General features: G+C 42.5%; 7 protein-coding genes and 1 other RNA gene. 2 read left to right on the forward strand and 6 right to left on the reverse strand.

Annotated elements, in window-relative coordinates:
- Nucleotides 1–381 precede the first annotated feature (381 nt).
- Nucleotides 382–1,470 (reverse strand): tryptophan 2,3-dioxygenase family protein, encoded by a 1,089-nt coding sequence (locus KL866_RS05660; protein WP_025254424.1) that lies wholly within the window; start codon nucleotides 1,468–1,470, stop codon nucleotides 382–384.
- A gap of 243 nt (nucleotides 1,471–1,713) precedes the next feature.
- Between KL866_RS05660 and KL866_RS05665 the strand changes: the two genes are divergently transcribed.
- Nucleotides 1,714–2,019: a late competence development ComFB family protein gene (locus KL866_RS05665; RefSeq protein WP_025254423.1), complete on the forward strand. Its 306-nt coding sequence runs from the start codon at nucleotides 1,714–1,716 to the stop codon at nucleotides 2,017–2,019.
- A gap of 15 nt (nucleotides 2,020–2,034) precedes the next feature.
- On the opposite strand, the gene ffs is transcribed toward KL866_RS05665, so the two are convergent.
- Together ffs and KL866_RS05675 are read right to left on the reverse strand one after the other, a co-directional pair.
- Nucleotides 2,035–2,131: signal recognition particle sRNA small type (ffs, locus tag KL866_RS05670), an RNA gene on the reverse strand.
- An 86-nt stretch (nucleotides 2,132–2,217) separates the two neighbouring features.
- Nucleotides 2,218–3,276: a Glu/Leu/Phe/Val dehydrogenase dimerization domain-containing protein gene (locus KL866_RS05675; RefSeq protein ID WP_025254422.1), complete on the reverse strand. Its 1,059-nt coding sequence runs from the start codon at nucleotides 3,274–3,276 to the stop codon at nucleotides 2,218–2,220.
- A 321-nt stretch (nucleotides 3,277–3,597) separates the two neighbouring features.
- On the opposite strand from KL866_RS05675, the gene KL866_RS05680 reads away from it, so the two are divergent.
- Entirely contained in the window at nucleotides 3,598–4,065 is a 468-nt protein-coding gene (locus KL866_RS05680; protein ID WP_014948689.1) for an Lrp/AsnC family transcriptional regulator, read from the forward strand.
- Nucleotides 4,066–4,111: 46 nt separating this feature from the next.
- Here the strand turns inward: KL866_RS05680 and maiA are convergent, their stop codons facing one another.
- The 3 genes from maiA to tyrR form a co-directional block, all read right to left on the reverse strand.
- Entirely contained in the window at nucleotides 4,112–4,765 is a 654-nt protein-coding gene (maiA, locus tag KL866_RS05685) for a maleylacetoacetate isomerase (RefSeq protein ID WP_025254421.1), read from the reverse strand.
- A gap of 177 nt (nucleotides 4,766–4,942) precedes the next feature.
- Nucleotides 4,943–5,953, reverse strand: a complete 1,011-nt coding sequence (locus KL866_RS05690) for a fumarylacetoacetate hydrolase family protein (RefSeq protein WP_025254420.1) — start codon at nucleotides 5,951–5,953, stop codon at nucleotides 4,943–4,945.
- A 443-nt stretch (nucleotides 5,954–6,396) separates the two neighbouring features.
- Entirely contained in the window at nucleotides 6,397–7,953 is a 1,557-nt protein-coding gene (tyrR, locus tag KL866_RS05695; protein ID WP_025254419.1) for a transcriptional regulator TyrR, read from the reverse strand.
- Between the last annotated feature and the right edge of the window lie 74 nt (nucleotides 7,954–8,027).

The following is an 8,027-nucleotide window of genomic DNA, read 5'->3' on the forward strand; positions in this document are numbered from 1 at the left end:
GGCTGCTGCCATTTACTTGGATAGAGGTTCCTTGAATTGATCTATTAGTGTTGTTTGCAAAAGCTGGTTCAGTTGCACCAATTGACAGTGCAACTGCTAAAGCAACTGCACTTTTCCTGATTTGATACATGTACGTATTCCCTTGTTAGTCATGATTTAGTATTAAACTTTTTTAAAAAATCAATTAAGCGAACCTAAATCTTTGTATTTATTAAAGATAAATAATTTATCCGAAAGGATAATTGACTAACTAGAGAATGATTTTCAACTCATTTTTGCGAGACTTGCGACGAAACAAAGGTTTAGCAAGACAACTTGTTGAACCCGTCTATCTTTCAATCTAAACCTTTAATTTTTATGCATTTTTTCTAATACTTTAAGCTATTGCAGATAAAACCCCAAGTATCTACGCACCGACTCGGGCAACTCAGGTAACGCACTTTTAGGCAACAGAAACGTTGCCATGTTGAAGAAGTCTAGATAAATGCGGTTGGACTCGGTGGTTTTTTTAAGATAATGGTGCCCGGAAGAACCTCCTGTTCCTATTTTAGTGCCGAGCATACGCTGAACCATCATCGCGTGACGATAGCGCCATATAGTGAGTTGTTCATCTATTTCGGTTAGCGCAGTGATGAGTTGAAAAGGAAGGTTGAAAACGGGTTCTTCAGAATATTGCTTAATAAATAAAGCTGAGAGCATGGCCTTATGGCTTAAACGAAACTTATCTTCGCCTCTTAGTTCTTCAAATTTATCTTCATTAAACAAAGCATCGAAATTGTCCATAGTAGCTTTCAGGTCGTTAAGCTCTTGACGCTTTTCCGTCTGCGACAACATATCACTAGTAGCAATGGTGTGATGGTCATCTTTCAACATTTCGTCAGCAGCATTTTTATAGTATTGCCAAAAGTCGAACCCTTCAGTTTTTAAAAGCGGCATCCGAGAAAGCCAATCATCGACCAGTTCAAACAAGCTTGGTTTGCTTTCTAAGCTTTCTAGCAGTGCCCGGTCTTTATCTGTAAGGCGGTTGTAAAAGCTTTGCTTATCGAAGTCGATTCTAAAATCACGCTTTAAGCCAAGAGAGATCTCCAAGCGTTTAAATTGAATACTTTGAAAACCCGATGCGGGTACAAGGTAGTCTCTAAATGACAAGAATTGCTGCGGGGTCATGGTTTCCATGATCGCTATTTGGTCGTTCATTAGTTTTTGAATTTGTATGACTCGATGCAGTCTGTGTACTACTAACGTTAGCTGCTGATCTTTCACCGTTTCTTGATTAAAGGTATCAATAACGGCATTTAATTCATGGAGCACCTGTTTAAACCAAAGTTCGTAAACTTGATGTACGATAATGAACAACACCTCTTCGTGCGCTGCATCACCGTATTTTTCACTTTGTAGTTCTTGCGCGCCCAGCACTTTATCTAAATGTAAGTAATCGCCGTAGTAGCAGGGCTCTATATTTTTTTTCATTTTATTGCTGCCTTAATACAAATTTGTACTGATTTGAACCGTGTAGTTCAATCATAGTCAACTCGACATCCGCAGAATACAAGCTATACATTATAAGGTTACATAGCTGAGGCTAATGTCGTGAATCGCTGCGCGTAAATGAATGTGTCCATTTGAAGCTTAATGCTTCTTGCGTAGCTTTTAACTTGCTTACTATTCAAGTTGCAAAGCACGGCGTTTACAAAAATTATAAGGGGAATGAACATGAAACTAGATGACGATATTCACAACTATTACGAACACTTGGTCTTAGAGAGAATTAGCAAACTTGGGCTTGATACGACTAAAAGCCCCGACTACTTGGCCGACTTGTGCTGTCTAGCGCTAAATCAGGTTCCACCACGCTATATTCGATATGAAGTCGATATGGCATTTTATCTGCCGCAAAGTGAACGAAATCAAATGGAAATGAATGTTGAGCACGCCATTAGCAAAGCACTGAAATATTTAGACGAAACAGAAAAAAGTAAAAACGAAAATGCAGAAGAAGGTACTGAAGAAATAGAATAAGAGATTTGGGTGGCGGGCCTCCAGCCACATCCCGGCACATGAGTCGTTTGCTGCGGCTGCTCCCTTCCAGGCCTGACCGGGTTCACAAAGTATCATTGCGGGAGGACCAAAAGCCCACCATAGAAAATCGCATTCAAAGCAAAGTCATTCGCCCCTGCCTGAGTGCGGGGCGCATTATGACTATTTGACCAAGAGTTTTCAACCCTTTATAGAAAATCTCTCTTCAGCGATAACATTTGCAACGCGGTTAGTCGCCGCCCCCTCTTGCTCTGCGCGGGTATAAATTTCTTTTAGCGTATCGCCGATTTGTTCAATATGTGTGCGGAGCGCTTCGTTAGAGCTCGACTCCATGCGCTGATGGAAGATGTCGATTACTCCACCCGCATTAATCACGTAATCTGGCGCATACAATATCCCGCGCTTTTGAAGCAACTCGCCAATATCTTCACGGGCAAGTTGATTGTTTGCAGCACCCGCAATCACTTTCGCTTTAATTGCTGGCAGTGTTTGGTCGTTTATTGCAGCACCTAGTGCACAAGGGGCCAATACATCTACGTCTAAACTTAAAATTTCCTCTGGTGCTACTGCAGTCGCACCTAACTCAGCAACGGCCTTTTCTACACCTTCAGGATAGATGTCTGCCACGTACAGTTTAGCACCATGCTCATGCAAATGTTTGGCAAGTCGGTACCCTACGTGCCCCATTCCTTGAATGGCCACACTTACTCCATCAAGGCTTCGCTTCAAGCCATACTCCACCGTGGCCTTTAAACCAACGAAAACACCATAAGCCGTTGACGGTGCAGGGTTTCCATCTGGTACTTCACCTGCATAATGATACTGAGCTTTAACACCCGCTATGTAGTCAGACTCAGTTGCCATGGTTTGTAAATCAGTTACTGAGATCCCCGAATCTTCGGCTGTGAAGTATTTTCCACCTAGCGACTCTACAAATTTCCCCATTGCTTGCATCATTTCAGGCGATTTAACTTTTCGAGGATCGCCGATGATTACAGACTTGCCACCGCCAAGCTCTAGGTTGGCCATTGCAGCTTTGTATGTCATACCCTTTGATAATCTTAATACGTCGGTCAACGCCTCACCACTATTTACATAGGGCCACATACGACAACCGCCAAGCGCTGGGCCAAGGTTAGTATTGTGTACAGCAATAATGGCACTCAGGCCCGCCTTCTCGTCGTGATAAAACGCAACGTGTTCGTGATTATCGAACTCTGGGTGATCAAAAACTGACATATATTCCCTATTAATACTGTGATGAGTTAAAGCCTTCCCAAATACTGACGTGTCACGATATCGAAACACAGCTCATTTGGGATGATGAGAGAGTCTGATAACAATTTGCGATACAATTGACGGTCTCGCGTCGGTCTCGCAGAGGATCATTAACATTTTGCAAAGTGTATCTGATTATTCTGAGGACAGGCCTTGCAAAGTTTGTTAATGAGTTTTACAAACTGAAACGCAATAGAATTGAATACTATTTTTCTAGGACAGTTATCCTAGAATTTATTTTGATATATAATAAACATCATAAAAACGACGGAAACAGTGTTAATGAAATTGGATAAATTTGACCGTGAGATTTTACGCGTGCTTCAGCAAGACGCCACGGTATCAATGGCAGATTTAAGTCAACGTGTCGGATTGTCACACACACCGTGTTGGCGTCGCGTCAAAAGAATGGAAGCTGATGGAATAATTCTTGGTAAAGTTACGTTGCTAAATAGCAAAAAACTCAACTTAGGAGTATCGGTATTTATCTATGTTACGCTTAAAAACCACGATGGTGACTCACTGACTGATTTTGAAAATGCGGTTCAAAACATCGATGAAATAGTAGAGTGCCATACAACCAGCGGCGAAAAAGATTATTTGCTTAAAGTCATAGTGGAAAGTATTGAAGAGTACGAATTCTTACTTAAGACGAAACTGACCCATCTTCCCCTCGTAGACCATTTAAGCTCTACATTTGCGTTAAAGCAGGTGAAAAACACCACCGAGCTTCCCATAAAACGTCAGTAGCCAAAACGTGCGGGGTCAGAGTACATTTATACTCTGACTCTACAGATTAAACCGCGTCTATTTGATTCTCAGGCTTAGCTTGTTCAAATGCACTAAGCTCGTTACAGTTGTTCGCTATTTTACTAATCAGCGGGTAGAGACTCATATCTACGTTAAAACGCTGCGCATTGTACACTTGCGGTACTAAACAAATATCAGCCAGCGTAACGTCAAAATCAAAACAGTATTTCCCAGCTTGGGTTTGCAGACGCTTCTCAATTCCATCAAACCCTAAGGTTATCCAATGCGCCGCCCATTTAGCTACTTCATCTTGTGAAGCCTCGAAATTACCTTTAAGCGCGTTTAATACCCGAAGGTTGCCGATCGGCTGAATATCACAGGCAATATCTTGCGCCAATGCTCTAACTCTAGCGCGTTCTGTTCTGTGCTCTGGCACTAACCTGCGATCACCCTCATACCTTTCATCAAGATATTCAATAATGGCTAGCGATTGATTAAGAATGATGTCTTCGTCTTCATCAACAAAGGTTGGAACAAGGTGTGCAGGATTTAATCTTGAATATTCACTGCTATGTTGCTCACCGCCATTATTGACTAGATGCACTGGCACATACTCGTAATCAACACCTTTTAAATTAAGCGCAATACGCGTTCGATACGAAGCGGTTGAACGCCAATAGCCGTAAAGCTTTATGCTCATGGTGATACTCCATCAGTCAAACATATAACGAGAGAAAGTAATGCTCTTCGTTATTCATCAATGCTTTTTCTTTCTATCAGTGATGGTACGAGAAACAACGACCTGCACGAGAAGTAATAGCATGCTTTTTAAAAAAAGAAGTCGTTGCTGCTTGCGCCAATAATCACTACTAAATCTTTAGTTCAGCGGCTTTACCTGCTGTTCAATAGCACCAAATACTGAGTTACCCTCTTGATCGAGCATTTCAATGCGAATGCGGTCGCCAAACTGCATGAACGGAGTGGAAGGTTTGCCGTCGCGAATAGTCTCGATCATACGTACTTCTGCGATACAAGAATAACCCACACCGCCTTCAGAAATAGCAGAACCATGATCCGTTCCCTGTTTATTTGATACTGTGCCAGAACCAATGATAGCGCCTGCACCAAGATTTCTGCTCTTCGCTGCATGTGCAACTAGCTGACCGAAATTAAACGTCATGTCTTGACCCGCTTCGGGCTTACCGAACAATTCTCCGTTATAGGTTGAGCGTAATGGCAGGTGAACTTTACTATCGTTCCAAGCATTACCTAACTCGTCTGGTGTTACTGCCACCGGCGAGAAACTAGAAGCAGGTTTGGATTGAAAGAAACCGAACCCTTTGGCCAGTTCACCAGGAATTAAGCCTCTAAGCGATACGTCATTGACCAACATAATAAGGCGAATACGCTCTGAAGCTTGCTCTGGGGAACACGCCATCGGCACATCGTCGGTAACAACGGCAACTTCGCCCTCAAAATCAATTCCCCAGTCATCGCTTGGCAATATAATGTCATCAACAGGCCCGATGAAGTCATCTGAACCGCCTTGATACATTAGCGGATCGGTCCAAAAACTTTCCGGCATTTCTGCATTACGTGCTTTTCTTACTAACTCAACGTGATTTACATAAGCACTTGCATCAGCCCATTGATACGCTCTTGGCAAAGGCGAATCACATCGAGAAGCATCAAATGGCACGCTGTCGCAAGTATTGTCATTTAGTGCTTGATACTTCATCTGAAGCTGGGGCGCTATTTCTTTCCAATTGTCTAATGCTTGTTGCATAGTTTTCGCAATGTCTTGTGCACTGCATGCGCGAGAAAGGTCTTGTGACACTACCATTAGGCAGCCATCTCGGGTTTCATTTTTATAGGTAGCTAATTTCATTATTCTTTCCTCGACAAATGTTTCTCTTGCTTGACCCATGTACCTAATTTTTCTTCTCACTTAGTTTGAAACGAGAGTTTTGTTAGAGCGTCAGCAATTTAAAAGCGTTATGTAGGTATAGTTATGCCACTAGTTGGTATAACTTGAGAAGTGTTCCGGGTACGAAGTTTTATTTTGCTGTAAGAAAGGATGTACGCACGGTAGGGTCAGTCATGCAGGTATAGCCCTGAATACTTGCGCCTTAGGTAATGTAAATTTATCGTAACAGGCGAAGTGATGCCGCTCTTAGGCAAAAAAACAAAATCAAGAGGGCATATCGAGAGGCGAGAGTGAGAGGGTAAAAATGCACACAGAATGCTGGTGACTTTTATCCGCTAAAAGAGGTTAAAAAAGCTAAGCCATGTTGACCTTTGCCATGTGGCAAAGGTCAAATATCTCACTAGTTAAAGCTTTACCGTTGCCTTGTTTATACCGTACTCACGTAGCTTGTTAGCAATGGCCGTATGGCTTAAACCTAACTTTTTCGCTAACTGACGAGTACTTGGATATGAAGGATACAAGCGCTTTAGCAAATCCTTTTCAAACTTCTTCACTTCTTCATCCAGCGTGCCTTCAAAGTTTTCATCAATGTAAGTGACGCTAGGTGCACAACTTGGCAACTGAATATCTTCTTTTGTGATTTCTTTTCCATCAAGTAATGACAATGCGCGATAGAGCGCATTTTGCAGCTGCCTTACATTGCCAGGCCAAGGATACTGCTGAAGAAAATCTACGCAGGATTTGCTGAGTTTTGCGGGACGTCGCCCCAGTTTGGTACTGTGCTGCGCAATAAACGACTCTGCCAAAGGTACAATGTCCTGTCTTCTATCTTTCAAAGACGGCATAACCACGCTTAGTACGTTCAAGCGGTAGTACAGCTCTTTTCTAAATCGCCCTTCTTCAACAAGCTGGCCCAAATCGCGACACGTAGTGCAAATAAATCGTACGTCCACTTTAACTGGCTCTGAATCCCCTACTCTTCTAAATTCGCCATCTTCTAAAACTCGAAGCAGCTTAGCCTGAAGCTGTGAAGACATGTCAGCTATTTCGTCAAGTAGCAGAGTTCCGCCTTTCGCCTGTTCCAAAAGGCCCACTTTAGCATTAGGCTGATTATATGCCCCCGCTGCATAACCAAATAGCTCAGTTTCTGCCACGCTATCGGGCAGTGAAGCACAATTTAGCGCTAAAAATGCCCCTTCACTGCGGCGACTAGATTGGTGACACGCGCGAGCGATCATTTCTTTACCCGTGCCGGTTTCACCGAAAATTAAAATAGGTGCATCGAGGTCAGCTATTCGCTTTGCTTCGTGAACTACTCGCTTCATAAACGGCGATTGAGTCACAAAGCGGTCAAAGCTATCTGTGGGAGACTGGTGAAAAGCAGTAAATTGTTGACCAAGCCGCATTTCTGATTTCAATATAACTACGGCACCCGCCATAATCATATTTTTCTCACCATCAGGTACAGTAATAGGCAACATATCAGCAAGGTAATCCTGCTGAATAAACTTCACTTTTGAAGACTGGGGGCCTGGGGATTTACCATCCATCCATTTAGTAAAGTTAAACCCCTTCACGACTTCGCTTACCTCAGTACCAACGATATCGCTACTTGGCATTTCAAGTCCTGCACTTACTGCTTCGTTGCACAGTAAAATATTGCCTTTTGCATCTATAGAAAAAACGGGGTCCGGCAAGGTTCTCAAAATAGCAGAAAGCTGGTTCTTTTCGCGCTCTCCTGGCATGAAGAGCGTTGTCTTAACATCTTCAATGCCGTCAATGCGGCGTATTTGAGGCATAAGATGCTGAAAATCGGCAAACTCAATATTGGGAAAATTAAGGAAAATTTTACCTGTGGGGTCAATTTCTATACCACGTAAATCTATTTCTTTTGTAACGAGGATATCTAAAACATCTTGAGTGATACCAAGACGGTCCTGACAGCTTATTTCTAGTCGCATAGGGTGCTATAGCTTTATTGTAAACTTATTTGTACAGATTATCATACTTTTACAAAAAGATAACAATATAAATG

This window comes from Alteromonas sp. ALT199 (assembly GCF_018619335.1).
Lineage (GTDB): Bacteria > Pseudomonadota > Gammaproteobacteria > Enterobacterales > Alteromonadaceae > Alteromonas.